We start from the raw sequence: 23,894 nt of genomic DNA, 5'->3' as shown, positions 1-23,894 counted from the left end.
TTTCAGATTGGCCTATTCTAATTTGGCTTTTAGCTTCCATACATCAATATGCATGGTTTGCTGGATTACTCGGATGATGGATTCGTCTCGAAATGCTTGCAATACGGTAGTGACTGTATTTGGATTAAGGTTAGTGTACATTGCCAAAATGCCTTTATTGATGTCCTTTGGCAATGGTATAAGTCCGACATACACCGTTCTATCACGATATCTGTTAATAATTTGAAGGAGTGCGAAACCAATTCTTTCTTCGGAAGGGAGTCGTAGTAACTTTTCTTTAGCTAGTAATCGCCTTACTTGACTTTTCATGTGTACATAATGATATAAATAGCCTTCTTGTGTGTTTAATACTTTTTCAACGACTTCTGTTTTTTTGTATTTTATGGTTATGACCTCATCGGATATAACTTTAAATGAATAATCTGCAAAATTTTGTAATAGGAGTCCATTGAAGCCTATAATATCTGTCTCTTTATAAAAGTCAGACACCCACGACGAGCTTCTCATTGCCATCACGTGACCGCTTTGAATAATATATATATCGTCTATTACGTCCTTCTCCTTTATCAGAAATTCATGTTTTTCGAATTTTTTAACCGTGCCTTCTATTGGAAAAAGCATATCTTTTTGTAGAAAATAATGAAGTTGTTGCTTATTGAATTCTTTCGTAACTGTCTCTGTATTGTATAAAAAATGCATCTCTTCCATCTGCTGTCCTGTTATCATTTGCCTCACTCCCATCGGTTTGCTAATTACAATATTGATACTAACACGGATAGCTACTATTTCTGTTCTATATTAATGGATTATATTTTAGAAAATATAGCGATTTATTGAAAATTTGGGTTACATATGCCACATTTACGCTTACGACTTGACCTTTTCTGGTAATAGTTTTAGGATTGTGAGTAACTAATGTAAGGGGGGATTAATTATGAAATATGTTATTCCTGCAACGGCTTATCGTCGCTTAACATTATTGAATAAATTATTTTTTGCTACTTCACCGTTATCAAAGAAAGATTTGCTTGTTTCTATTATGACTTCTATGAATACGCTAAATAGTGATATTGCACATCTTAATGAAATTTTCCCAGAAGACATGTCGCATATTGTAGAAAAAGATCGGCTCGTATCGCTACAAGTTGCGGAGGATATCAATTTTGATTATTTGACGGCTTACATGATTTGTACTAGCGATTTATTTCAGCTTTCTTTATCTACTTTTCAAAATACTTCACTGAATGTTCCTGAGTGGGCTGAAGAGCACTTTATTAGCTTAGCTTCTCTTTATTTGAAGCTAAAAGAGGTGGATACTTTTCTGGCGCAGAGCCGATTAATCTTGAATACAGAGCCTTTGCAAATTCAAGGAAATGAGATTAGTGTTCGTTTTTTTTATTTTCATCTTTTTAGTAAGGCCTATCCTTACTCGGGTTGGGTGATAGATGGAATTGACGTTACGCATATTCATACATTTATTAGCAAACTGGAAAAAAACTCGCGAATTTATTTTTCTGTAAGTTCACGATTGGAATATGCTATCGCTATTGGGGTTTCTTTGTCGCGTGCTAAACAAGGATTTTCTATCAAATTTGATGAAGAGGATCAGGCTCACTGGGAGGAAATGAATAATTTTTATAGCATTGATACTGTTGATTTTAGTGATTTAGATATATGTCTTGGTAAAACGTTAACTATCGGTGAGCAATATATTGTTCTGAAAATATTCTTTTTGACTTCGTTCACGTATATCCAGCATAAAGAGATTGAAACTAGGATTCGTTTTGAAAAGGAGCTGCGACCGCAACGCTTTAAGCTAGCGATGGAGCTTATCGCTATTTTAGACGGTAGCAACATAGATAGGGACGTCGCTCTGGTTGGCATTATCGATTATTTGGCTCGCTACGCTTTTGTTGATAAGATACATTTGATTCTTGATGTTGATTATTTTTCTACCAAGTACTCGCCTAATAAAGTGGCTGTTGCGGATATCGAAGCTGTGTTGTCGAAATACGAGGTAAAACCAGGATATAAATATATACGGGATAACAAGTCCATCATTTTAAAATATCTGCATGATTTATTTAATATCACTTTATTGAACGCTGTATATACAAAACGGCTTCATGTGAAAATCATCTCGAAAAACGGTTTTTTATGGGAAGAATATATGAAAATGGAGATTCGGAAGTATTATTCGGAGGAGTTGGTCGTTTTTTGTGAGGAATTGCAACCGGCAGAGCATTGGCGCCAGTATGATTTGATTATTAGTGACTTCCCAATAGAGTCGCCTAATGATAGCCCGATCCTTGTCTGGCATATGCCGCCTGCTAAGCGTGATTTGGAGCAGTTGCAGAAAATTATTGTCAGAAAATCGCATTATACTTTGTGATTTGTGGTGAGATGTGATATTTTAATGTCATAACATCATAATAATCAGGAGGTAATAGAGAATGATTTCAACAACAACGCCAAGTGTTGATGGTAAGCAAATTGTAGAGTATAAACAGATTGTTTTTGGAGAAGTAATTACTGGGGTTAATTTCATGAAGGATATTGGCGCGGGATTGCGTAACTTCTTTGGTGGACGCTCGGAAGGCTATGAGCAGGAGTTGGTTGCAGCTCGCGAAGAAGCAATTCGCGAAATGGAGGAGCGTGCAGCGAAATTGGGCGCGAATGCAGTGGTTGGCGTAGACATCGATTATGAGGTACTTGGTGCAGATAATGGGATGTTAATGGTAACTGCTTCTGGGACAGCGGTCGTTGTTTCCTAAAATTAAATTCATAACAAAAAAATCGCGTTTTGTCTGGGATATGAAATCCTAAACAAAACGCGATTCTTATTTGACGGTCCCGACGGGATTTGAACCCGCGATCTCCTGCGTGACAGGCAGGCATGTTAACCCCTACACCACGGAACCTTTTTTGCTTCGCCATTTTTGGCACTCCCTTATTAAAACATGTTTCAGCCCCTGCGTCAAGCGATTTTCGAGTTTTTTTGAAAAAAACAGAGAAGTCCATCACTGTTCTCCCCTGTTTTTTCTTTATTAATGAATAAATTCGGCTAAAATACTTGTTAGCACGACGGAAGTTATCGTCACTGCGGAAAAACCGGCGATAATCATTTTCGGTAGAATTTGTCCTTCGATTGCCGCGATTTCTTGCTCGTTTTCACCAACACTTCTCGCGGCTTCTTGACTCAGAATCATCGTTCCTGGAAAACCGTACAGCGTTGTGAGGCCGATTGCTATCGACATGGAAATACTGTAGCCGAGGATTTTACCCATGATGGTGGACAATACAACACTGCCGCTAACTCCAATAGCAAACGCGATGCACAGCGGACCAATTAGGGCTACAAGATCATCTACGGAGGATGTGGCTAGTGGTCCAAAAATAATGATGAGAATAGCTAGCATCATTAAACCGTATGCATCGATACCGCTTAAAATGTTCGGCTTAATAACTCCAAATGCACGTAGCGCGATACCAAATAATAAGGCTACTACAAATGTATTTAGAACACCATCTGTGATTGTATCAATGTATATGGATAACATCACGACAACGCCAACAACAAATAGGGTGCCGGCTGTTGTTTGTAGGGCTTTTGGTAGCATTGTTTTTGCTTCATCGTGATGCGCTTCTGCTTTTTCGACTTTGAGATGCCCTGCGCGGTACTCTCCTTTGAGACGATTCGCTTCTTTGCGCAAAATTAAAGATGTCAGCGGGAAGCCAATAAGCCCTTGGAATGCGGCAATTAAAACTGGGAATACAGCTACGAGTACTAAGCCGGAAGCCATAGCGGATTCTTGAACGATGATAACGGAGATTGTTCCACCGCTAATCGCGCCAATTGCTGCAATGACAAAATTTTCGTCTAGGAAAAAGGAACCGATGAGAAATAGGAAAGCGGCTATACCGAATACCGCAACTACGCCAATCAAAACAGTTTTCCATTGTTTTTTTAGCTCGTCTAGGCTAATCATAGTTCCGATGTGAACGATGATAAAACCGACAACCGTTTGGCCCAATGCGAGCAAGGAAGAACTGCTAAGTAAATCTTCTGGGAATATGTTTGTTTTAAATCCCACCAAGAAAATGATGGAGGCTACGAGTAATGATGAGATAAGCGACTTTGTTTTCTTAGAAACGAAATCACTAATCACCCAAATGAGCATAATAATCGTAAACGCTGTAACTGGATTCATGCTTAATCCCCCCCGTCTTCATTGTTATTCAATTGTGTGATAACTGAAGCCTAGCCCATGCACTTCTGATACTGTATAAGCAATAACGAAGGCTTTTTTGTCTAGCGAATTGATGACTTTTAGGATAGTTTGATATTCACGTGTTTCCAAAACGACCATCAGCATTGTTTTTTCGCTACCTGTATATCCGCCCGATACGTTGAAAACCGTAACACCACGACCCATCTCATCCAGCAAGCCGGCTTTGATTTCTTCTATTTTTTGATCGCTCATAATCATCACGGCTTTGCGTTTTTTGAGACCTGTCTCTAAATAATTCATAATAATGGCAACTAAAATAAGTGAGAGTATAGCGAATAGAAACTCTTCGACGCCAAAGATGACAATATTGAAAATAACAATAATTGTATCAACTAGAAAAAGGCCCAGTGACGTGTTTAAGTTGAAATATTTTTTAAGAATAAGCGGTGGAATTGTTGTTCCGCCACTAGAAGCCTCGATTCGGTATAGAATCGCGACACCAATTGCAAAAATCATACTACCAAAAATAACGGATAGCAGGCGATCTTGCGCTAGCATCGTCTCTGGAATAACAGCTAATGAGAGTGGAAGTAACAAACTTCCTAAGAATGATCGCACAAAGACAGCCCTGCCTAGGAATATAAAAGCTAAAATAAGCATGATAACGTTTAGAACGAGTACCGTCATCGCTATTGGAATCCCAAGCGCTTGTTCAGCTAAAATCCCGATACCAGTCACACCACCTGCGGCAATATGATGCGGCGCTAGAAAGAGATTAATACTGGCACCGATAAGCGCAATGGAAACTGCTACAAGTAAAAATTGTTTTATTAAATGCTTCATTTAAACACCTTCAATCTAATTAGTCTTATCTTGTTTCTAGTCTATGAAGGTTCGTTCTGTATCGCGACTTCTGGCATCAGAGTCTTGCTGTTATTTAGGTACCACGTGTTTCACAATTTGATATGCTAATGCCGTCGCTTTTTCTAGTTCACGAATAGGAATATATTCATGAACGGTGTGGATTTTTTCATAGCCAATCGATAAGTTTGTTGTTTCTTTCCCTTGTTCATTAAAAATATTGGCGTCACTACCTCCGCCGCTTATTTCATGATTTGCTGTTATACCTAATTCCGCCATTGCTTTAGTTGCAATTTGGACTACGTTAGTCTCGGCATTGAAGTGATAACCACCGTATTTCATCTCTATTTTTATTGTAATAGCGCCACCCATTTCTGCTGTTGTTTTTTCGAATAAGTCTTTCATGTGTTGTATTTGTGCCTCGCATGACTTGCTGTTGATTGACCTAACCTCTGCAACCATCCGTACGTGCTCCATTACAATGTTTGTTGCAGCTCCTCCTTCAATTATACCAATATTTGCGGTCGTTTCTGAATCAATACGACCTAGTTTCATAGTAGAAATTGCTTTGGCCGCGATTTCCAGGGCCGAAATTCCCTTCTCCGGCTCAATTCCAGAATGTGCTGCTTTTCCGTGAATTTCAATATTAAGCCCCGCATGCGTTGGACTGCCAACTGTAATGCTTCCAACCGGCCCACCTGTATCTAAAACAAAGCCGTATTCTGCGGTGAGGGTACTCATATCAAAAGCTTTAATACCAATTAAACCACTCTCTTCCCCCACCGAGAGAACAAATTCCAAGGTACCATGAGGAGTGTTATTCTCCTTGATTAACTGAATTGTTTCCAACATAATGGCGATTCCTGCCTTATCATCAGCTGCTAAAATGGTTGTACCATCAGAATAAATGATATCATCCTTAATCTCCGGCTTAATACCCACTCCTGGTGTAACCGTATCCATATGACAAGAAAAGAAAATCGCATCGGCATCGGTGGTAGCAGGCAATCGACATACTAAATTATTAGCACCAAAACCCGTTTTTATCATCGTTTCATCTTCTTTTACCTCAAGGCCTAGCGACTGAAATCGTGCTTTTAAAAATGCTTGAAAATTCCCTTCATGTTTCGTTTCTGAATCGATTTGGACAAGCTCAATGAATGTATCAACTAATCGCTTACTGTTAACCATTGATAATTCCTCCCTTTTTCTCATTTGCTGATTTTTTTGATAATGAAACGTAGGCAATTTGATATATACCATAGATTTTCCCCTTATATTTTGCCTTAAACCTAGTTTTAAGTGTATTCACTGATTAGTAGTCATTAAAAAGAGTTAGCACTCCCGAATCGTTGCTAACTCTTGCTTCTTCTTATTTTAATTTACGTCGCCACAATATAGCTGAGCCTAAAACTAGGAAGCTTCCACCAAGTAATACAAGAGCCCATAACGTGTCTGTATCTCCCGTAGTTGGCAATTTGGTCACATTAGTATCCGCAGCTACTGCATTGTGCTTAACTTCTATTTTTTCTTGGTTTAGCAATGGTTCTGTCACAATCGCTTGTTCAGGATTACTTGATGTATCTGTTTCTATTGGGGTTTCTGTGGTTACAGGTTGCTCCGGACTCACCGGCTTTTCAGTTGTCGGACGTTCTGAATTCGGGTCTGTCACTTCCGGCTTCGGCTTATCTGCTTCCAAAGTTTCTAAATCGGCCAATTTTGAAGTTAAGGAAGCATAATTTATGACGTATTTCTGTAATGTAGCATCTAGCTTATCATAAGCAGCTTTTGCGGCTAAAAGTGCTACCTTGTCCTTTAGCGTAATCTTTGCTGGTAATGCCCCAATTTCCGCCGTAACTGCCTTTGCTCTGTCCGTTTTTAAAATACCATACGTGTCAAAAAGTGTCGCTTCCGTTGCATTACGAGCAGCTTGAGCCGATTTAGCATCATACGTATAGGCTTTGTACGTAAAGCGATCTTCTGTAAAGCTTATCCCAGCAAACATTTGTAACATTGGCTGGGCGTACTTTGTTGGGTAAACACCCGCATCACGCATCTTGCTTTCTGATTGCGGCTGATAGAACTTGTATCCACTCGTATTTATGACGTGATAACTTTGCCCGCCCGGATCTACATCTCGCGAAATCCCGTCTTCCTCCACTGTGCCGATTGTATCTGTCGCGATTGGTGTTTTACCATCCATTTGTTGAGAACGGAAATAACTATGATCGTGCCCCTGTAATACAATATCAATACCAAGCTCATCAAAAACCGGCGCTAATTGATTGCGTAGCGTCACGATTTCCGTATCCGTCATATGACTCGCAACTGTATAAATCCCTTTATGAAAAGCTACAACAAGCCATTTGGCACCATCAGCACGCGCCTGCTTAGCATCCTCTCTCAGCCAAGCAAGTTGCACCGGATCAAGCGCCCGCGAATCTTGATCGTTTGTGTTTAACATCATGAAATGTGCTGGCCCATAGTCAAATGAGTAGTACACGCCTTTATTGAGATTGTTCGCATTCGCCGGATAATTGTAGTAAAAATGTTGACGAAACGAGTTATTGAACGCATCATGATTCCCCGTAGCAGCTGCTATTGTCGTATTACTGAGCAGATTTTGCGATGTTCCAAATAACCAGCCCCATTCAGCTGGACTCGATGAAGTATTCACCAAATCTCCCGTTTGCAAAATGAATTCCGCATTCGGATACATCGCAAAACCTTTATTCAGCGTTGCATCCGTCCAGCTGTATTCCTCCTCACTACTCCCTTGAGAATCCGTCACATATAAAAAATCAAAAGCTTTCGTATCCCGTTTTTGTGTCATAAACTTAGCCGGCTCACTCCATTTATCCCGCTTCTTATCACCAACACGGTACCAATAAGTTGTCCCTGGCTCCAAGTATTTCGCAGCGACTTGATGTGAAAAACCACCAATTGCAGCGTCGTTCGCTTCACTTTTCCCTATTACAGTCTGCGCTCCTGCAAAATTCGGAACAACAGAGTCCACTGCTTTCACATATTGTAAAACAGATTCCGTATCCGATTTCGTATGCCACGTAAAACCTTTTTGCGTCTGGGTATTACCGAAGAACGTCACGGCAACCTTGCTCGGCGTGTAATCCTCTTCTCCAACAGTCTCATCTGGCGTAACGAATCCTGTCAGCTCAGCATCAAACGTTACATCCGAGCTTGATCCCTGCTGTTGAAAAACCGCGACAGCCATCGTGTTTGTTCCTTCTTGTAACGGAATCGCGCCAAGCTTAATCCCTTCATATTCCGCCGCATCCGAGCTCTGCTGACCCGAATAATCACCAAAATTAATCACACCATCTGCGAGCCGCACCCGCTTCACTTCTTTCCCATTCACATAAATGACCGCACTATCATCAGCTTTCAGCGCCAAGTTTGCACGCAAGTACTTATCCGCACCCTTCACCTCAAAATTCTTTCTAAAAAAAGAAACCGGATACTTCTTGTCCTCATCTGCACCGTATGAAATCGTCGTATTTATCTTAATATCCGCATTTTTTGGATTGTAGCCCAAAGCTCCTTTACCAGATTTCCAAGCCGTGTCATCATATGCCCCATCGCGCCATGTATCACCTGGATATGTACCTTGATCCCAATATTTCCAAGTAGATTCCTTTGCGATGAATGTTTCTCCTGCAATACTTTCCGCCTTCACTACATTTTGAAACGGCGCGTGACCCATGCCAATTTGAACTAGTATAAGCCCCACCAACAAATATACAAACTTCGATTTCCATTTTTCCACTTCTCTCAATCCCCCTTAACCTCACTTACCATATTAGTTTAGCGCAGCGATATTAAGCAAAGTTTGAGAATATGTATCAATCGTGTTTTTTGAATGTAAATTTTCCAACCTTACAATATTTATGATAAAACTGTAAGATAATCTTAGCAAACTGTTATTTAAAAAGCAGGAAACTCCAACGTTCACAGGCTATAATGGTATTAAGAACAAGAAAGGAGCTGTTCATTATGAAAAAAGTATGGCAAATCATCACTGCACTCGGCGAAACACTTGTAGACCCAGTAAAAATGGCAAAGGAAGTTAATCGTGAGAGCTAATAAAACGCGACATAAACCCCGACTATAACGCCCACTGCACTGACAAGGGCCTATAATCGGGGTTTATACATTTATATGAGTATTACTCGCATCGTTTGTAAGGAAGCCTTCACATCAATAATCCGCTGATTACTCGAGCCTCGAAAAGCCAAGTTCGAATCAAATAAACCTTGCTCAAATCGCCCATCGACAAGCACATCGACATAAGAAAGCAACTCCAATTTATCAGACGTCTCCTGCATCAATTCTTCCCACGTATAACCTGTCCACGACCAAATATCTTTCGTAGCGCCAAACAATCTTCTAATTCGCTTCACGAGCGACAAACAGACTCCTGTATTCAAAAATGGTTCCCCACCGAGTAGCGTCAGGCCTTGCACACTTTCATGCCATAGATCCGCAATAATTCGATCTTCCAGAGCTTCCGAATATGGCACGCCATAACGAAACGATTGTGCAGCCTTATTGTAGCAACCTTCACAATGAAAAGGGCATCCTGATACATATAGACTACAGCGCACGCCTTCTCCATCCACAAAATTAAACGGTTTATAATCAGCAATATAATTCGCAGACATGTCCTCCGCGCGCCACGCTTGCGGTTTTGGGCTATTCATTGGAAGACTCCAAATGTTTCACCCGCTGTGTTATCTCCTCATGCCTGCCGTGCACCATTGGCCGTTTCATCGGGTTCCCAAGATATCCACACGTTCTTTTTACCACATCGGCCGTTTCCGGGTTCGTATTTCCGCATTCTGGGCATTTAAATCCTTCTGCGGTCGGTGCAAACTCACCTTCAAAACTGCATTCATAGCACCGATCAATTGGTGTGTTCGTCCCTAAATAAGCTACCCGATCGTATGCATAATCCCAAACTGCCTCCAACGCCTTCAAATTATGCACAAGCTTTGGGTATTCACAATAATGAATAAAACCGCCAGAACAGTATTCTGGATATTCCATCTCAAAATCAATTTTCTCAAACGGCGTCACTTTTTTACGAACGTCATAATGGAACGAGTTTTGATAGTATTCTTTATCTGTAATATCTTTAATGGCTCCGTATTTTTCTCGGTCCAAGCGGTTAAATCGATCCGTCAAACTCTCGCTCGGCGTTGAATACACACTGAACCAGTAACCGTATTCCGCCTTCCAAGTATCTGCATATTTTTTTAGTTCCTTCACAATCTCAATCGTGAACGCCTTTGCTTCTGGATTCGTCTCCCATGCGCCACCATAAAACATTGTAGCCGCCTCATATAAACCAATATAGCCAATCGAAATTGTCGACCGCTCCTTATCAAAAAGTTGATTCACGTCCTGCCCATCAGCAAGGCGCTTGCCAAACGCCCCATACTTATACAAAATCGGCGCATTCTCCGGTTTCGCCTCACGAACCCGCTCCAGCCTGAAAAGTAACGCATCTTTCACCGTCTGCATCCGCTCCGTGAAAATTTCCCAGAATCGCTTTTTATCGCCATCACTTTGGATTGCTATTCTCGGCACATTGAGCGTCACAACTCCCAAGTTATTACGCCCGGCATTCACAAACTCCCCATCCGCATTTTGCCACGCTGGTAAGAAAGAACGGCAACCCATCGGCACCTTAAAATCCCCAACCAAGCGCACGAGCGAATCATAATTCAGCACATCTGGGTACATCCTTTTCGCCGAGCATTCAAGTGCCAACTGCTTAATATCATAGTTCGCGTCTGCGATATCCAAATTCGTCCCCCGCTTTATCGAGAAAACCAGCTTCGGAAAAATCGCCGTCTGCTTATCTTTACCAATCCCACCAAGTCGAACCTTCAAAATTGCTATTTGTATCTCACGCGCAAACCAGTCCTGCCCAAGACCAAAGCCAAGCGTCACAAACGGAGTCTGGCCGTTACTCGTGTACAGCGTATTGATCTCATACTCTAAACTCTGCATTGCGTCATAAATATCTTTTCGCGTCCGTTCTTGCGCAAATTCCTCCCTGCGCTCCGCCAAAACCCATTTTTCCGCCTCGCGCATGTGCTTCGCATAATTTTGTTTCGCATACGTTGCCAAAACTTCATCAATCCGGTCCACCGAGCAACCACCGTACTGTGAACTCGCCACATTCGCGATAATTTGCGCAATCTGTGCGGTCGCCGTCTGAATCGATTTCGGACTTTCCACATTCGCATTCCCAATCGTAAAACCATTTGCGAGCATCCCTGCAATATCAATCAAACAACAATTTGTCATCGCGTGATACGGGCTGTAATCCAAATCATGAAAATGAATATCTCCCTTCAAATGAGCGTTCGCCACATGCTTAGGCAACATATATTTCAACGCATAACTCTTCGCAACCGCACCAGCCGTCAAGTCCCGCTGCGTATTAAAAACCGTTGCATCCTTATTCGCATTCTCGTTTACAACTGTTTTATCCCGATCCAGCAACTTCTGCACGCTCGCCGTCAAATCCGTCATACTCGCCCGCTTGGAATCCCGATCATGACGATATTCAATATAAGCTCGCGCCACATCTGGGTATGTAGATTTCATCAGCTGATTCTCGACCACATGCTGAATCTCATCAATTGTCATCTCCATATCACTTGGTAAAATTTTCACAATATCAACCAAAATAGATTCCAAATAAGCCGGATCATCCACGCCACAACTCATCATAGAAGCCTGCACTGCATTGCGAATCTTAATTAGGTCAAAACCAACCTTTCGTCCATCCCTTTTAATAACCAACTGCTCTGCTTCCTTTTCCACGTACATTATCTTCGCTTCCCTTCAACCACTATATATTGTATCTACATTTACATTATGGCACAATATAATGTTTTTTTCTAACAGAAATCGATGCAAATCAGAAAATAGGCTATTCGAACGAACTTTCAAAAAAGGCTTGCCAAGAGAGAATGTGATTAAATCAACAATCGTATTTCACCAGATAATAATGATTACATAGTGAAGAGGCTAATGGCTTATTTATTCAAAAAAACCTCCAAATCCAACAGACAGATTCCGAGGTTCCATCTTCTCTATTCAGCTATATAATTATACTTCTTCCGTAACCATTCTGCGTCTATCTTTCGGTTCTCAATCTCGTGCCGGTAATAAAGCACAACGGAACCTTTTTTTATTTTGCTTATTTTTCCCCGGGACACTAGGGAAAAGAAGCATTGTCGGGATATATCAAGGTATTCAATCGCTTCTTTGGTTGACAAGAAATATTCATCTAGCATCTCTATTAATTCCTTATTTTCCATGATGCCCTCCTATTTCCTCACTTCTAAATGCGCTCGAAGTTTCGTCAAGCCTTCATGCAACGCGACTTCACTCTTCCAACCAAGCAAATCTTCGGCGCGCTGTGCATCCAAAACAGAACGTCTCACATCACCAGCTCGCGGTGCTTCAATAAAAATCGCCACATCTTTTTCAAAAACGGTAAGAATTTCTTTATAAATATCTAAAATCGCGATTTCTTCTCCGGTGCCGACATTTACAACCGTATTCGCTGGTTTTTGGCTGGCTAGTTTATTAATTTCAACAACATCGCCTACATAAACGTAATCACGTGTACAGCCATTTGGCATGTCCGGGTAAGTCATCAATACAGATGGTTTTTCTGCTAGAATGTTGTTTAGAAAAATCGGAATAACACCACATTCGCCGTCTGGAACTTGTCTTGGACCGTAGATATTAGCGTAACGCACAACGGTGAAGTCATAGCCATATTGTGCGGCGTACATTTCGATATATTTTTCACCTGTAAACTTTGTTAATGCATACGGGGAAATTAGTTGAGGCGTATCTGTTTCAGAAGATTTCTCGTCGCCTTCGATTTTCTTACTAAGCGCGCCACCTGATGATACGTAAATAAAATTCTCGATCGGATGGGCTTTCACACAGTCTAGAATTGTCATCAGGCCAACAAGGTTGATGTCTAAATCGTAGCTTGGGTTTTCAACAGAATATGCAACGGATTTTTGGGCTGCGTGGTGATTGATTTCGTTTGGCTTATATGCTTGGAAAATTTGCATCATCAGCTCGCGATCGCGAATATCACCTTGAACAAATGTGAATGCTGGGTGCTTGATAATCTCAGATAAGTTGTTTAAATTACCTGATACTAAGTTATCGACACAGACAACGTTATAACCTTCTGCAATATACATTTCACAAAGATGTGATCCGATAAAACCTGCGCCACCTGTAACTAAAATTGTTTTTTTCATTGTTTTGCCTCCTGATTTTTATTTTGACTGCGGTATTCGTTGTTTAATGCGACCATGTAGATTGTTGCGAGTACAAGGAAGATACTTGTATTAGATACTAAAACAGTATCGATTGGGCTTGTCATTAGTGCGTAGACGATTGGTAGGAAAATGAGGAATTTGATTTGGTACGTGCTACCGACAATTTCTTTATACAATAACCAGAGTATATAACCGATGATAACGATGATGAAAAACATGCCTAGATAGCCGAGTTCGCCAATAATCATCGCCCAGTAGGAGTCGGTAACAAAGTTTGGATTTTCTTGTGTAAGTCCCCATACGCGGGAAATGCCATATTGTTCGTAAAGCGGTGAATAGTTTAGGCGGGATGCGTTGGAACCGAACATACCAAGCCCTGCGCCAAATGGAGCGTGCTCGCTGGCAATCGTTAAACTTGTATCTAGCAAAACACCACGCGCTTCCCCGTCTGTTCCTAGGAATTGATTGCTGATTCGGTCACTTCCCAACCAGTAGAAGACAGCCCCAACAATTGCATAGATGTAGATTGGAATTCGCTTGATGTAAGGGAAAATGAGAATGAGTAAAATCAAACAAAGGTAGAACCCAATGGATGTCGTTCTTCCTGCTAGAAAAACGAGGATGAAATTGGCAAAGATGATGTAGTATGGCATTTTTCCTTTTTCAGACCATGTAATGAAAATATGAACGATTGTGATGACGATAATCGTTGCTGCGAATTGAGCCGGATGTCTAAAACCAAAAGATACGGTTTCGATACCAAAGCGGACGTCGAATGGTTCTAGAAAGTGAAGCGGAATGTTGAGAACACCAATGATTAGGAAAATAGTTGTTAATGTAGTGGACATTCTGCGGAAAAATAGCGTGCTTGTTTTGAATTTTGTATTCCTGAATAAGAACAGGCCGCTCCAAAAAACGATGACGAATTTTAGAATGGAGAACATCGAGTAAATCTGGAGAAACATCGTGTTGCTTGGCTGGTGGAACGTATTTGGAATGAAGCAGTAGATGATGAAGATGATGCTAATTGCCAGCAAACCGATGTCACTTGGACGGAGTGTGAAACGTTGCTTCGTCTCTAAATAGGCTAGTTTAGCAATCGCACTGACCGCGAAAACAACAGCGATAATCTTATCTATAGCATCAACTTGTGGGATGAGCTGTTGAATAAGGCTAGCGAATAAAGATAGTAAGAAGGCTATTAAAAAAGCTATCATGCGTCACACTCCAATTCGTTTATTTTAAATCGTGGCGTACAGCTCTTCCCATTTCCTGTTACAAGCATTCATGGAAAATTTCGCTTGTACGGCTTGGTGAGCTTTGCCACTCATTTCTTGGCGGGTTGCTTCATTATCAAGTAAGTCTGCGATGGCTTGCTTTAAGTCGCTTACCTCTCCTGGTTCAATAAGAAGTCCGTTTCGTTGGTTTTCAATAATTTGTGGGATACCACCGACATTTGTGCTGATATTCGGGATACCGTGAGCCATTGTTTCAAGAACAGCCATTGGGAGCGCTTCGTGGTAGGACGGTAAAATGTGAAGTAGCGCGTTTTCCAAGATGTTTTGTTTTTGATTACTTTCAACCCAGCCGCCTAGTGTGACATTCGTTAAGTTATTTTGCTTAATTTCGGCTTCTGCTGTTGGGATGTCTCCGATGCCGTAAAAAATGAATTCGTATTCTTTGTACGCCGCGCCTAGTGATTGAATCGCTCGAAGAAGATCGTAGCTGCCTTTTTCTTGGCTGACGTTTCCGAATGTAACAATCGTTTTGCTAGTATTCGTATATGGGTTGCTAAGTGGGACTTCCACCGCGTTCTCCATGACGGTAACCGGCGTGTCACACAAATTTTCATAATAAGCTTTCCATGCATCGCTAAGGACGATGATATGGTCTAAACGGTTTAGATGGTTTACGATGGTGTTTTGCAGAAATCTTGGTTGCTTGTCGTAGAAAATACCGAACCTTGAGCCGTGCATGTGTAGCATGACTTTACATCTAAAAAGTTTGGCGATGTTGATGAAAATCATTTTGCGATAGAGACTGCCTTTTTGAGAGGTGTGAATGTGCACGATGTCAATATTCTGGATAATCACCAAGTAGCAGAGTTGCATGATGGCTTTTACAAACATCCAAAGTTTGAATAATGGGTTGCCTTCTTTCCAGCTTGCGATGTAGTGAATTTTGACTTTGTTGCTGGAAAATGTCTTTTCGAAGTTGGCGATGACGGTTGCGATTCCGCCTTTGGATACGGATGCTGGGCCAATCATGATTACTTTTTTCATTTGGTGTTTCTTCCTCTCTTTTTTATTCTGGTGTGATACTTGTTTTTGGCCGTTTCATGATGCTTTTAATACGGCGGATAATTGCTTGGCACTCGGCTTTTCGGTAGAAAATCGCGAAATAGGTGATATTTAAGGTAATGAAAAGCGCTGCAGCACCTAGAATGAGTGTTAGCCATGTACCTTGGTAAATCCAGTTCATAACCGGTATGGAGGCTGCGAATGCGATGGCGGTAATAGTCGCATAACTGAGATACATTTTAAAGTAGCTACCAACTTTCTTTTTGAAACCGAAGCGGTAAACGAGATATGGGTCGATGATTGTTGTTGTAACAAGCCTCGAGATAATTGTGGCGACAATGACACCAGTTAGGCCAAAATAAATGGCGAAGATGATGGATAGAATGATGTTTAGAACTGCCATTGCGATTGGTACGTAGCGACCTTGGCGGAAAAGTCCCATCGTGGTGCGGTACGTATAACCTGGGAATTGCATGCCGTTGATATAGAAGCTTGCGACGATGGCGAGTACTGTGCCTGTTCCAAGTACGAAACTCTCGCCAATCCATAGTGTGATAAACGGGTTGATGACGTTGAACAGGATAATCGAAAGTAGGAAGTAAATCCAAGCGACAATGAAGAATAATTGCTTGAAAACTTGCTCTTTTTTCTTGTCGTCATCTGCGTTGTTGAGATGTCCGATGCTTCCTGCAATTGAGTTTAACGCTCTAGATAGAACAGTGACGACGGCAGCAATAATGAGTAGATAGTTGGAGTAAATACCGACGACGCCCAGTCCTAGAAAAGCTGCAATAATGATGCTATCTGTTCCATTCATGATGATGGAGCCGAACTTGTACATCGCGAGTGCTTTGACATTTTGAAAAATCGTTTTGACTTCTGTTTTTTCGAGTTTTTCGGTCATTTTTCCTTTTAAATAGGTGTATTTCTTGTTGGCATAGATTGCGAGGAAAACATTGAGGCCGAATGTGCCGATGACTTGGATAAGGACGAAGCCAATATAGTCTCGTGTAATGTATAGGTATGTGAGTTGCACGGCCGACTGGATGAAGAAAAAGATTTGTTGGCTCACGTTGATGATATATTCTTTTTGGTCAGCGGAGAAAATTGCTTTTTTGTAGGAAAACATGTAGGAAATCGCTGTGTTGAGTAAAAATAGGAGGTAGATGATATAAATGTTTTCTGGAATATTCGGCGGATTTTTAATGAATAGGTTTAGGAAGGGCATGATCAGTAATCCGACGATGAAAACGGTTAGTCCAATGATGCGGTAAGCTTTGGCATAAAGCGCCATGATAGCTTTGATTCGTGCTTTGTTTTTGTCTACCATACTTTTGTAGAGACTAAAAATGATGGCGTTCCCGATGCCTAGTTCTGCGAAAGATAGGACCATCAAGATGTTGGTGAACAAGGCGTCGAGGCCAAGATATTCTTTTCCTAGAAAATAGATGAAGATGGTTCTGTTGATGAAACTTAGAATTAAGAAAATGACTTGTGTCCCGCTGCCAATCAGGAGGTTTTTAGCGACAAATGCTGTTTTTGTTTTTGCCAATCGGGTCACACTTCCTTTCTTTTATTTGTTACCTTAATTTTATCAGGAAAACCCGCTAAAACAGGGATTTTCCAGATGTTTGATGGCTTTTGTCAAATGTTCGGAAAATTAGACAACTAGTCTGGGCTCTTGTTGGATTGTTTCGACAAGTTTTGTAGACGATACGCCTGCTGTGTAGTCGAAGTAAACGATATCAACGTTACGACGCTTGAATTCAGCCTCTAATTTGTTGAATGTGGGGCTACCTTTCCAATCGCTGCCATGGAACATAACGCCAATATTGTGATTGTCGATCATTTTTAGCTTACTTTCGTGGCTCGTTTGCGGGACAACCAGGTCAACGTATTGTAAGGCTTCGACAATCGCTTTTCGATCGGCGAATGGGATGACTGGTGTTTTGTGTTTGTATGCTTGCACGAACTCGTCTGTGCTAACGCCAACGATTAGGATATCGCATTGGGCTTTGGCGTTTTTTAAGATGTTTAAATGGCCGACATGGAATAGGTCAAATACGCCTGTAGTTAGGCCTACGCTATATTTTTTCATAAGATAATCTCCTCTTTCAATTGAATTCGTTTCGGTTTGTGGGTGATGCGCTTTTCGACTGGCGGGAGGTCCATGTAATTTTTTCCGTAGATTCGTTCTAAGAGTCGCTCTGTTTGGCCTGGAACCTTGAAAGAATGTCCTTCAAATGATGTTGTTGTCGCGTCATCATACATCGATTTGGGCATCGTTTGTTTTTTGTAACCGTATTGGCTACCGTAATTGACGTAATATGGTGAGCTATCATCGTTGTTACTTTGCATATAACTTGTCAGTAATCGAAAAAAGACGCTTGTTGGAATTGGTTTCGTGAGTTTGAGTAAAGCTTTTTTCCAAGATGCAATGCCATGAAGTGTCGTTTCTTCGTTAACTTTTAAGAACAAAAGACTTCTTATTTGCTTCAAAATACGCCCTTTCGTGTGAAACAAGAATCCTGAATTCTTTTTGGCATTATCAAGCGGAAAAATGTCGATGAAAATGCCTTTGTGTGAAATGCTAGGCGATGCGCTTTCTTCCTCAAATATTGTGCCGTTCTTCTTGATTTTGATGATTGGAAGGTAGTACTCAGAATCAGTTGTTCCATAATGTAGGAATAGGCTTTCTGGTAGCTCGGTTTTTGCAATTTCTTGAAATGCTTCAAAGTCGTTACGTGGCATCGCGATGTCAATATCGTCGTCCCAGGGAATGAAACCATCATGTCTGATTGCGCCTAGCAACGTTCCACCGATAAGATAATAGGTAAGATCGTGCTTCTCACATAACATTGCCACGTCTAACAAAATGCTTAATTCGACTTGTTTTAATTGCTCGAATACATCTGTTGTTAAATAGTCTCCATTTTTTACCTTAGTCGGCATAATAGTATCCTTCCATTTTCATTTTTTGGTTGTTGAAAATACTTCCGATGACATGTGCACTTCCTGTTTTCAGTTTTTCGAGTGCCTTCTTGCTGTTATCTTTAGATGAATGATCGCTACGCACGAGTAAAATGGAGCCGTCAACAAGCGAGCAAAGCAATTGGGCATCTACAACGAGTTGGATTGGCGGTGTATCAAAGATAATTTGGTCGAAAATTTCGTAGAGTTCAGCGTATACTTGCTTCATCTTTTCAGATCCTAGTAGTTCGGATGGATTCGGCGGAACAATTCCTGCTGGCAATACGTATAAATTCTCTATATCAGTGTTACAAATAGCTTCGGTAATCGTGATTTTATTCGTTAAGATTCCTGTTAAACCATGTGATACTGCTTCTGGAAAGATTTTTTTCACGGTTGGTTTACGAAGATCGCCATCGATGAGTAGTGTTTTTTTGCCTTGTTGTGCGAATACCACGGCTAAATTGGCACAGATTAGTGATTTGCCTGAATCGGGTTCTGAGGATGTGATTAAAATGGATTTCATGACTTTATCGACGCTTGAAAACTCAATGTTTGTACGAATCGAGCGAAATAGCTCAGAATGTGGTGACTTAGGGCTTAATTTAGCAACCAACTTCTGTGGTTCTGTCGATTTCTGGCGTCTGTGACGGGATTCTTTCACTTTTTTATTTTTTGGTTTCTGCTTCGATTTTCTCATTTATTTCCATCCTTCCTCATGATTTTCTGGAATTTTCGCGATGTTTCCTAGTAACGGGATTCCTAACTCATCGATAACATCTGTTTCATCTTTGAATTTCGTGTTGAAAACGACACGGATAACCATAATTACGAATCCGATCATCATCCCTCCAACTGCCCCTCCACCAATTAATATGACTGGACTTGGGCTAACCGGTTTAGGGTTGGTTGCAACAGTTGCTTTTGCTAAAATGTCGATGTTATTTACATTCATTACGTCCGGTGTAATTTTTGCGAAAGATTCGGCTACTGTGTTAGCAATCAAAGCTGCTTGAGCTTGATCTTCATCTTGTACGCTGACGTTGATAACTTGGGAATTATGCTGGCTTCCGACTGTAATTTTCCCCATGAGCTTGCCTGCTGTGTAATCTCCACCTAGTTTGTATGCTACATCATCGAGAATTCTCGGGCTTGTGAGTAGCGCTGTATATGTGTTTACTAGCTGAATGTTAGCTTGAACTTCGGATGTTTGAATGTTATTTATACCTGCGTCTTGCACCGTTTGCGTGACTAGAATTTGTGTTCTTGCTTCGTACATTGGCGTGATGAGGAATGTCAATGCAGCACCTGCAATTAAGGCTCCAACAACGGCTGTACTTATTAAAAGCAACAAATGTCGCTTGATAATCTGGAAAATGGATTTGATACTAATAGTTTCTTTCATTTGATCTCCTTTCATGATAACGAGTGGCTTTCCATGACTTTATTTTTTCATTTTTAATATGATTTAAAAATCGTAAGTTGCCTATGAAGTAACGGCGGAACATGCGACGTGGTTCCTGGATAAAGCGGTAAAACCATTCTAATCCGGCTTTTTGCATCCAGCCCGGGGCACGCGTTGTTTTACCCGCGATAACGTCAAAACTACCACCTACACCCATTACGAATGGAACGTCTAGCCGTTCTAAGTGTTCGCTTGCCCAGTATTCTTTTTGAGGGCTTGAGAAAGCTAGGAATAGAACGTCTGCTTTACTTTCGCGGATTGTGTCGGCGATGTCTGCTGATTCTTCGGCTTGGAAATAACCATTTCGGAATCCTGCAAAGGACATATTAGGATATTTTTGTTTGTAATGTGATTCGATTTTTTCGATAACTTCTTGGGTGGCTCCGAGGAAGTATGGACGATATCCCTTGTCATCACAAATCTCTAATAATTCTTCAAACAGGTCGATACCGGTAACACGTTCTGGAATATCGTGCCCTAGAAGCTTTCCTGCTAAAACAATCGAGGAGCCGTCTGCGTTGATGAGAGGTGATGCGTTGACAATGTCTCTTAGTTTAGCGTCTTCATGCATGAGGTTAATCTTATTGGCGTTGATAACAACATGTTGTGTCGGAATTCCTTTTTTGATTATTCCTTCTATTACTTTTAAAGTTTCTGACAGAGTCAAACAATCTAAGTTACTGCCAAGCAACTGGGTTCTCATTTGCGTTCGTCCTTTCTTGTCCTTTCTTGTTCTTTCTTGTACTACAAGTGTAACAGGAAAACTGTTTACATTTGGTATATTCCAGATAATTGATACTTTTTGTCAATAGTTCGGACGGATTGGTTACATTCCGCTTCCTTTTCCGGTAAATTCCTTGAAAGTTAAGAGTAAAATCTTGATATTGAGTAGAATCGTTCTTTTTTTAATGTATTTTAAGTCTAATTCAACCATTTCTTGAAATGTTACGTTATTTCGACCGCTGACTTGCCATAAACCAGTACAGCCTGGTGTGACAAGCAGACGCCCCTTATCATAAGTTGTGTATTTCTCGTACTCTGTCGTTAACGGTGGGCGCGGTCCAACGAAGGACATATCGCCTTTTAAAATATTGATAAACTGTGGAAATTCGTCAAGACTTGTTTTCCGAATCCACTTTCCGACCTTTGTGATTCGCGGATCGTCTTTCATTTTAAACATGTGGCCTTCCATTTCATTTTGAGATTGGAGCTTGGCAAGTTGTGCTTCCGCATCCACATACATCGATCGGAACTTGTACATATAAAATGTTTTTCCATTCTTACCGACACGTTTTTGCTTGAAAAATATGGGGGCTTTCCGATTTTCGAGTTTGATGCTTGCGGAAATAATTAGGAGAATTGGGGCTGAAATGATAAGCGCTAGGATTGCCGCGATGAAGTCGAACAGGCGCCACACTTTGTCATGTATCGGTTTTTCATGTGCTGTACGATAATTTTCTGAAAATTGCGACTTGGTCTGTGCTATTTTGAAATCTGCTTTCTCCACTTTCATTCACGTCCTTCATTTTAGATTGATATTGCTTGCTTTTGTGTGTGCAAATTGCCGTAATTCAAATAAGTGACATCATCGCTAACCGTTTGAACCATATTTTTCGTATCAAATAGAATTTGATGGCGCATTTTGTCCGTGTAGCTCGCTGGGATATCGCGGAACTCACTATGATCACTCAAAACAAGAATCAATGAACTATCTTCACAAGCTTCTTCGCCTGTTAAAATCTCAGATGCAACATGAGGATCGAATGCCCTCACATCAAATCCTGATTCAATGAGCATTTCTTTTATTTCCATAGCAGGACTTTCGCGTGTGTCATCAATGTTTCCTTTATATGTTAGGCCAAAAATTGTCACGCGATTACCAGTATGTTCTGCCATCAATGACTTTACTTGTGATACAACATGCGTAGGCATACTGTTGTTAACTTCGCGCGCTACTTGCATCAATGGAGACTGTTCAGGTGCAGCCGCGATAACGAAGTATGGATCAACTGCTAAACAATGTCCACCAACGCCTGGCCCTGGTTGATGTAAATTTACACGTGGATGCTTATTTGCCATTTCGATAACGCGCAAAGCATCGATTTCGAGATAGTTACTGATTTTTGCAAGTTCGTTGGCAAGTGCGATATTGACGTCGCGGTACGTGTTTTCCATCAGTTTGCTGAGTTCTGCTTCGCCAGCTTCGGCTTTAATAATCTCGCCTTCTACAAAAGCGCCGTATACCGCCGCAGCTTTCTCGGTACATTTTGTCGTGATACCGCCAATGATTCGAGGGTTGTGGACAAGCTCGTGCATTATATTTCCTGGCAAAACGCGCTCGGGACAATGTGCTAGATAAATATCTTCCCCGACTGTGAAGCCTTCGTTTTCAATCATTGGTTGTACGATATCTGTCATGGTACGCGGGGCAATGGTGGATTCGACAATAATTGTATCGTTTTTCTTCAAATGAGGTATGATGCTCATTAACGCTGACTCAACGTAAGCCGTATTACATGATTTATACAGATCCTGTTTGTTTGGTGTTGGAACAGCGATAATGTAAGCATCTGCACTGACAGGTGTTGTACTAGCGTGGAAATTTCCAAGAGCAAGTGCTTGTTGCAAATCCTCAGCTAGACCAGGTTCTTCAATGTGGAGATGGCCTGCGTTCAGATTTTCTGTCATAATTGGAGACAAGTCCACGCCCGCTACTGTATTTCCATACTTTGCAAAAAGAATCGCTGTTGGTAATCCAATATATCCAAGACCTACTACTGTAATTTTCATTGATAAAATTCCGTCCTTCCTATTATTAATTAATTCGTGATTCCTTATTTAATTGGAATAGTTATTTCCCAAGCAACCTTATCCATTGCTACTTCTGTGAATGGTTCGTATAAAACGGTGAATACTTTTTGATTTGTAGGAATTTCATAGTATCCAGAGCCTTTTAGCGTCTTTCCTGCTGGGATAACATCTCCAAAGTTATTGGCATTTAGTCCATAAACCTGATATTTTTTTCCATCTTTCGTCTTGATTATGAAATCGCCAGCACCTGCTCCTGATTCTTCTTTACCTGTATTTTTTACAGAAAAATCTATTTTTACCATTTGCTTATTATCGTCATTGCTATCTTTCATTTCTACATTCACAAGCGTGATTTCTAGGTCATTTGCCGTTCTTGTTTTTCCGATGTCATCATTTGCTGCTTTTGTATTTCCAGCACATCCAGCTAAAATCATTACAAGTGTTAGGCTGAGGGCTAATAATGTCAGGAGGCTTTTTCTTTTCTTCATATTGAGGGTCTTCCTTTCTCGTTTTGGGATTTGTTGTTCTTTATCTACTACTAGCTTATCATCCAAAAATGCTACGTAGGCCATTTTATTGATATTTGATTTTTTTTATCATTTTTGTGAAACATCGTATTTTTTATCTCTACTGCTAATCTTATCAGCTATTATGCTATCTGTTTTCCACCCGATTAGATTTCAAACTGCTGTTTGTTACTATTTTTCGAACTTTTGAATAGAACAGGGAGAGGCGTTGTTTGTTACTAAATAGTTTCAAAGCTTAACCTCCTCTAGCTTTGAAGAAGTATGGTGTATTTTCTAATTTCTTGTTCAAGATTCTTGCAAAAAATATAATCGAGTAGGAGGAGCCGTTAGGCTCCGACCTCTCACACCACCGTACGTACCGTTCGGTATACGGCGGTTCAATA

The 23,894-nt window shown here is 40.9% G+C and carries 22 protein-coding genes and 1 tRNA gene; 2 read left to right on the top strand and 21 right to left on the bottom strand.

The genetic code is table 11. The features are described 5' to 3' along the window. Positions 1-12: 12 nt before the first annotated feature. The gene (locus R8925_RS10740; RefSeq protein WP_430535864.1) at positions 13-726 is read right to left on the bottom strand and encodes a Crp/Fnr family transcriptional regulator; all 714 of its coding nucleotides are present in this window, start codon (positions 724-726) and stop codon (positions 13-15) included. A 208-nt stretch (positions 727-934) separates the two neighbouring features. Between R8925_RS10740 and R8925_RS10735 the strand changes: the two genes are divergently transcribed. Both R8925_RS10735 and R8925_RS10730 read left to right on the top strand, forming a co-directional pair. Then, positions 935-2,392, top strand: coding sequence for an AcpB/EbpR/MafR family transcriptional regulator (locus R8925_RS10735; RefSeq protein ID WP_430535863.1), 1,458 nt, complete (start codon positions 935-937; stop codon positions 2,390-2,392). 61 nt (positions 2,393-2,453) lie between these two features. Continuing rightward, positions 2,454-2,774, top strand: a complete 321-nt coding sequence (locus R8925_RS10730) for a putative heavy metal-binding protein (protein WP_430535862.1) — start codon at positions 2,454-2,456, stop codon at positions 2,772-2,774. Between the two features lie 74 nt (positions 2,775-2,848). Here the strand turns inward: R8925_RS10730 and R8925_RS10725 are convergent. The 20 genes from R8925_RS10725 to R8925_RS10630 form a co-directional block, all read right to left on the bottom strand. Further along, positions 2,849-2,921, bottom strand: a tRNA-Asp gene (locus R8925_RS10725). Between the two features lie 126 nt (positions 2,922-3,047). After that, a complete protein-coding gene (locus R8925_RS10720; protein ID WP_430535861.1) occupies positions 3,048-4,211 on the bottom strand; it encodes a hypothetical protein in 1,164 nt (387 codons plus the stop codon). Between the two features lie 24 nt (positions 4,212-4,235). Next, on the bottom strand, positions 4,236-5,075 hold the full coding sequence (locus R8925_RS10715; RefSeq protein WP_430535860.1) for a YitT family protein: 840 nt from the start codon (positions 5,073-5,075) through the stop codon (positions 4,236-4,238). Positions 5,076-5,165: 90 nt separating this feature from the next. Continuing rightward, positions 5,166-6,284, bottom strand: a complete 1,119-nt coding sequence (locus R8925_RS10710) for a M20/M25/M40 family metallo-hydrolase (protein WP_430535859.1) — start codon at positions 6,282-6,284, stop codon at positions 5,166-5,168. A gap of 181 nt (positions 6,285-6,465) precedes the next feature. Then, positions 6,466-8,877 carry a metallophosphoesterase gene (locus R8925_RS10705; RefSeq protein ID WP_430535858.1) on the bottom strand — a complete coding sequence of 804 codons (2,412 nt, stop codon included), beginning with the start codon at positions 8,875-8,877 and terminating at the stop codon, positions 6,466-6,468. Between the two features lie 388 nt (positions 8,878-9,265). After that, positions 9,266-9,811, bottom strand: a complete 546-nt coding sequence (nrdG, locus tag R8925_RS10700; RefSeq protein ID WP_430535857.1) for an anaerobic ribonucleoside-triphosphate reductase activating protein — start codon at positions 9,809-9,811, stop codon at positions 9,266-9,268. Next, positions 9,804-11,954, bottom strand: a complete 2,151-nt coding sequence (gene nrdD / locus R8925_RS10695; RefSeq protein ID WP_430535856.1) for an anaerobic ribonucleoside-triphosphate reductase — start codon at positions 11,952-11,954, stop codon at positions 9,804-9,806. Before nrdD ends, nrdG begins: the two co-directional genes overlap by 8 nt. 266 nt (positions 11,955-12,220) lie before the next feature. Next, positions 12,221-12,448, bottom strand: coding sequence for a helix-turn-helix domain-containing protein (locus R8925_RS10690; protein WP_036071051.1), 228 nt, complete (start codon positions 12,446-12,448; stop codon positions 12,221-12,223). 9 nt (positions 12,449-12,457) lie between these two features. Next, positions 12,458-13,417 carry an SDR family NAD(P)-dependent oxidoreductase gene (locus R8925_RS10685; RefSeq protein WP_430535855.1) on the bottom strand — a complete coding sequence of 320 codons (960 nt, stop codon included), beginning with the start codon at positions 13,415-13,417 and terminating at the stop codon, positions 12,458-12,460. Continuing rightward, the gene (locus tag R8925_RS10680) at positions 13,414-14,655 is read right to left on the bottom strand and encodes a hypothetical protein (protein ID WP_430535854.1); all 1,242 of its coding nucleotides are present in this window, start codon (positions 14,653-14,655) and stop codon (positions 13,414-13,416) included. The genes R8925_RS10685 and R8925_RS10680 overlap by 4 nt, the downstream gene beginning before the upstream one ends. A gap of 24 nt (positions 14,656-14,679) precedes the next feature. Then, a complete protein-coding gene (locus R8925_RS10675) occupies positions 14,680-15,720 on the bottom strand; it encodes a glycosyltransferase family 4 protein (protein WP_430535853.1) in 1,041 nt (346 codons plus the stop codon). A 22-nt stretch (positions 15,721-15,742) separates the two neighbouring features. Further along, the gene (locus tag R8925_RS10670) at positions 15,743-17,290 is read right to left on the bottom strand and encodes a lipopolysaccharide biosynthesis protein (protein WP_430535852.1); all 1,548 of its coding nucleotides are present in this window, start codon (positions 17,288-17,290) and stop codon (positions 15,743-15,745) included. Positions 17,291-17,398: 108 nt separating this feature from the next. After that, positions 17,399-17,836, bottom strand: coding sequence for an FAD synthase family protein (locus R8925_RS10665; RefSeq protein ID WP_430535851.1), 438 nt, complete (start codon positions 17,834-17,836; stop codon positions 17,399-17,401). Further along, complete coding sequence (locus R8925_RS10660; protein WP_430535850.1) at positions 17,833-18,690, bottom strand: LicD family protein; 858 nt, start codon at positions 18,688-18,690, stop codon at positions 17,833-17,835. The genes R8925_RS10665 and R8925_RS10660 overlap by 4 nt, the downstream gene beginning before the upstream one ends. Further along, on the bottom strand, positions 18,680-19,408 hold the full coding sequence (locus R8925_RS10655; RefSeq protein ID WP_430535849.1) for a CpsD/CapB family tyrosine-protein kinase: 729 nt from the start codon (positions 19,406-19,408) through the stop codon (positions 18,680-18,682). Before R8925_RS10655 ends, R8925_RS10660 begins: the two co-directional genes overlap by 11 nt. Beyond that, positions 19,409-20,113 carry a YveK family protein gene (locus R8925_RS10650; protein WP_185342793.1) on the bottom strand — a complete coding sequence of 235 codons (705 nt, stop codon included), beginning with the start codon at positions 20,111-20,113 and terminating at the stop codon, positions 19,409-19,411. It abuts the gene before it with no gap. Continuing rightward, entirely contained in the window at positions 20,097-20,876 is a 780-nt protein-coding gene (locus tag R8925_RS10645; RefSeq protein ID WP_430535848.1) for a WecB/TagA/CpsF family glycosyltransferase, read from the bottom strand. Before R8925_RS10645 ends, R8925_RS10650 begins: the two co-directional genes overlap by 17 nt. 123 nt (positions 20,877-20,999) lie before the next feature. Beyond that, positions 21,000-21,686: a sugar transferase gene (locus tag R8925_RS10640; RefSeq protein WP_430535847.1), complete on the bottom strand. Its 687-nt coding sequence runs from the start codon at positions 21,684-21,686 to the stop codon at positions 21,000-21,002. 14 nt (positions 21,687-21,700) lie between these two features. Continuing rightward, the gene (locus R8925_RS10635; protein WP_430535846.1) at positions 21,701-22,963 is read right to left on the bottom strand and encodes a nucleotide sugar dehydrogenase; all 1,263 of its coding nucleotides are present in this window, start codon (positions 22,961-22,963) and stop codon (positions 21,701-21,703) included. 44 nt (positions 22,964-23,007) lie between these two features. Then, positions 23,008-23,472, bottom strand: coding sequence for a DUF4352 domain-containing protein (locus R8925_RS10630; protein WP_430535845.1), 465 nt, complete (start codon positions 23,470-23,472; stop codon positions 23,008-23,010). Positions 23,473-23,894: the final 422 nt, after the last annotated feature.

This window comes from Listeria rocourtiae subsp. hofi (assembly GCF_963575615.1).
In the GTDB taxonomy this organism is placed as follows: domain Bacteria; phylum Bacillota; class Bacilli; order Lactobacillales; family Listeriaceae; genus Listeria_A; species Listeria_A hofi.
Note: the sequence above shows the minus strand (reverse complement) of the source record. Positions and strands in the feature narration are given on the sequence as shown.

Excerpts from the sequence above, each read along its gene's own strand:
- R8925_RS10690 (WP_036071051.1), bottom strand. The coding sequence starts at position 12,448 with ATGGAAAATAAGGAATTAATAGAGATGCTAGATGAATATTTCTTGTCA.
- R8925_RS10685 (WP_430535855.1), bottom strand. The coding sequence starts at position 13,417 with ATGAAAAAAACAATTTTAGTTACAGGTGGCGCAGGTTTTATCGGATCA.
- R8925_RS10710 (WP_430535859.1), bottom strand. The coding sequence starts at position 6,284 with ATGGTTAACAGTAAGCGATTAGTTGATACATTCATTGAGCTTGTCCAA.
- R8925_RS10730 (WP_430535862.1), top strand. The coding sequence starts at position 2,454 with ATGATTTCAACAACAACGCCAAGTGTTGATGGTAAGCAAATTGTAGAG.
- R8925_RS10675 (WP_430535853.1), bottom strand. The coding sequence starts at position 15,720 with ATGAAAAAAGTAATCATGATTGGCCCAGCATCCGTATCCAAAGGCGGA.
- R8925_RS10720 (WP_430535861.1), bottom strand. The coding sequence starts at position 4,211 with ATGAATCCAGTTACAGCGTTTACGATTATTATGCTCATTTGGGTGATT.
- R8925_RS10640 (WP_430535847.1), bottom strand. The coding sequence starts at position 21,686 with ATGAAAGTGGAGAAAGCAGATTTCAAAATAGCACAGACCAAGTCGCAA.
- R8925_RS10680 (WP_430535854.1), bottom strand. The coding sequence starts at position 14,655 with ATGATAGCTTTTTTAATAGCCTTCTTACTATCTTTATTCGCTAGCCTT.
- R8925_RS10740 (WP_430535864.1), bottom strand. The coding sequence starts at position 726 with ATGATAACAGGACAGCAGATGGAAGAGATGCATTTTTTATACAATACA.
- R8925_RS10715 (WP_430535860.1), bottom strand. The coding sequence starts at position 5,075 with ATGAAGCATTTAATAAAACAATTTTTACTTGTAGCAGTTTCCATTGCG.
- R8925_RS10645 (WP_430535848.1), bottom strand. The coding sequence starts at position 20,876 with ATGAGAACCCAGTTGCTTGGCAGTAACTTAGATTGTTTGACTCTGTCA.
- R8925_RS10630 (WP_430535845.1), bottom strand. The coding sequence starts at position 23,472 with ATGAAGAAAAGAAAAAGCCTCCTGACATTATTAGCCCTCAGCCTAACA.
- R8925_RS10650 (WP_185342793.1), bottom strand. The coding sequence starts at position 20,113 with ATGAAAGAAACTATTAGTATCAAATCCATTTTCCAGATTATCAAGCGA.
- R8925_RS10655 (WP_430535849.1), bottom strand. The coding sequence starts at position 19,408 with ATGAGAAAATCGAAGCAGAAACCAAAAAATAAAAAAGTGAAAGAATCC.
- nrdD (WP_430535856.1), bottom strand. The coding sequence starts at position 11,954 with ATGTACGTGGAAAAGGAAGCAGAGCAGTTGGTTATTAAAAGGGATGGA.
- R8925_RS10660 (WP_430535850.1), bottom strand. The coding sequence starts at position 18,690 with ATGCCGACTAAGGTAAAAAATGGAGACTATTTAACAACAGATGTATTC.
- nrdG (WP_430535857.1), bottom strand. The coding sequence starts at position 9,811 with ATGAATAGCCCAAAACCGCAAGCGTGGCGCGCGGAGGACATGTCTGCG.
- R8925_RS10735 (WP_430535863.1), top strand. The coding sequence starts at position 935 with ATGAAATATGTTATTCCTGCAACGGCTTATCGTCGCTTAACATTATTG.
- R8925_RS10635 (WP_430535846.1), bottom strand. The coding sequence starts at position 22,963 with ATGAAAATTACAGTAGTAGGTCTTGGATATATTGGATTACCAACAGCG.
- R8925_RS10665 (WP_430535851.1), bottom strand. The coding sequence starts at position 17,836 with ATGAAAAAATATAGCGTAGGCCTAACTACAGGCGTATTTGACCTATTC.